The 2074-nt window shown below is 77.5% G+C and carries 2 protein-coding genes; one reads left to right on the top strand and one right to left on the bottom strand.

Translation table 11 applies throughout. The annotated features are described in order from the left end of the window. Positions 1-76: 76 nt before the first annotated feature. Complete coding sequence (locus HYE82_RS36130; protein ID WP_179178453.1) at positions 77-493, bottom strand: DUF3151 domain-containing protein; 417 nt, start codon at positions 491-493, stop codon at positions 77-79. 215 nt (positions 494-708) lie between these two features. Here HYE82_RS36130 and HYE82_RS36125 point away from each other — a divergent pair. Beyond that, positions 709-2074, top strand: a 1366-nt coding sequence (locus tag HYE82_RS36125) for a transposase (RefSeq protein WP_309144570.1), incomplete at its 3' end; no start/stop codon positions are given.

Raw genomic sequence — 2074 nt, 5'->3', positions numbered from 1 at the left:
GCGTCGGGGCGGGCGGACGGCCGGCCGCGGACCGGCCGGCCGTCACCCGTACGCGTGCCGCCGGCAGGGCGGCGGGTCAGGCGGCGCCGAGGACGTCCGCGGCGGTCTCGGAGGAGTCGCGCAGGAAGGTCGTGCAGCGCTCGTACTCGTCCTTCTCGCCGATCGCCCCGGCCGCGCGGGCCAGTGCGTGCAGGGCGCGCAGGAAACCGCGGTTCGGCTCGTGCTCCCACGGGACCGGGCCGTGGCCCTTCCAGCCCGCGCGGCGCAGCGCGTCGAGGCCGCGGTGGTAGCCCGTACGGGCGTACGCGTACGCCTCGACGGTGCGGCCGGCGGCGAAGGCCTCGTCGGAGAGGACCGCCCAGGCGAGGGAGGAGGTGGGGTGCGCGGCAGCCACCTCGACGGCGGGCGTGCCCGCGGCGATCGCCTCGCGGCCCGGCTCGTCGGGGAGGTGGGTGGGGGCGGGGCCCCCGAGCAGGTTCTGGTGAATGGACATGGTCCAAGTCTGGGGCATCCGGCCCGGGATGCCGGGCCCCTCCCCGGTGTCGAGGCCCCCGCCGACCGGTGGTGGCGGGGCCACCGCGCGGGCACCCGAAGACGCCCGATGGTGGGCGCCCCACCACCCGGCCGCCCAGTCAGGTGCCCGGCGCACCTCCCCCGGACGGGGGCCCCGGGCGGACGGTAGGAGGGCCATCGACGAAGGGGGAAGTCGTGAACACCGCCATCAGCACGCGCATCGGCACCGCCACCGCAACCGCCTCCCGCACCGCCGCGCTCACCGCCGCACGCACCGCCCCGGGCGGCCGCGCCCACCGCCGGGACACCGCGGCGCCCCACGCCCCCGGCCCCTTCGGCGGCGGCACGGCCGGCACCGGTGCCGGCGGGGCCGCCGAGGAGCTGTGCGCGGCGGTGTTCACCTCCCTGCGGCGCAAGGACCAGCGCGAGCGCGGCCGCCAGTACGTGCGCGGGCTGCTGGAGACGAAGGGCCGCAAGTCGATCCGGAACATCGCCCAGCAGATCAGCGGCGGCGACGCGGCCGGCGGCGGCAGCGCGGCAGCGGAGCAGAGCCTGCACCACTTCATCGCGGCGTCGACCTGGGACTGGCAGCCGCTCCGGACCGCACTGGCGCAGTACCTGGGGCAGACGGCTCCCCTCAACGCCTGGGTGGCGCAGCCGATGGCGATACCGAAGGGCGGCGAGCACTCGGTGGGCGCCGGGCACCGCTTCGACCCGCACCGGGGTCAGATGTTCCGCGGGCAGCAGGCCTTCGGGATCTGGTACACGTCGGCCCGGCTGGTCACCCCGGTCGGATGGCGGCTGTTCCTGGACGAGGAGTCGGCGCAGGAGCTCTCGCAGGACTCCGTGCAGGAGGTGGGCCCGGGCGGCGAGGAATCGTACGAGGGCTGCGCGGTCAGCGGCGTGCTGAACACGGTGCGCGAGTCGGGGATGGCCGTCCGGCCGGTGGTGCTGGACATCCGCGACATCGCGACCCGGGCCACGCTGAACCGGTTCGCCGAGGCGCGGGTGCCGGTGGTCGGGCGGATCAGCCCCGAGGCGCGGCTGCTGGTGACGGACCCGCGGCTGCCGGGCTTCGGCGCCGGGACGCTGGCCGCGCGGGACATCCTGCAGAACGTGCGCGGGCTGCGGATGCCGGTGGAATGGCCCGACCCGGCGGTGCCGGGGGCGCGTCGCACCTCGCTGGTGGCCGCGGTGCGGGTCATGGTTCCAGACCCGGCTCCGGGGCGGCGGCGCGAGGTGCTGCTGTTCGGGGAGTGGGAGGCGGCCCGGCGGCTGCCGACGCAGCTGTGGGTGACGGACATGGTGCGGACGGACCCGACGGTGCTGGTGCGGCTGACGAAGACGGCCCTGCGGGTGTCGGCGGCGTCGGCGGCGAGCGGGCAGGAGATCGGCCTGCGGGACTTCTCCGGGCGGTCGCTGCCGGGCTGGCACCGCCACGTGACGCTGGCCTCGGTCGCGCACGCGGCCCGGTGCCTGGGCGCTGGGCAGGCGGTCCCGGCGCAGCGCCCGGCGGACCTCCCGCCCGCCGCCACCCGGCTCGCCCTGCGGCGCCCCGCCC

Source organism: Streptomyces sp. BR123 (assembly GCF_013401435.1).
Taxonomy (GTDB): Bacteria; Actinomycetota; Actinomycetes; order Streptomycetales; family Streptomycetaceae; genus Streptomyces.
This window is presented reverse-complemented; position numbering and strand designations above follow the sequence as displayed.

Excerpts from the sequence above, each read along its gene's own strand:
- HYE82_RS36130 (WP_179178453.1), bottom strand. The coding sequence starts at position 493 with ATGTCCATTCACCAGAACCTGCTCGGGGGCCCCGCCCCCACCCACCTC.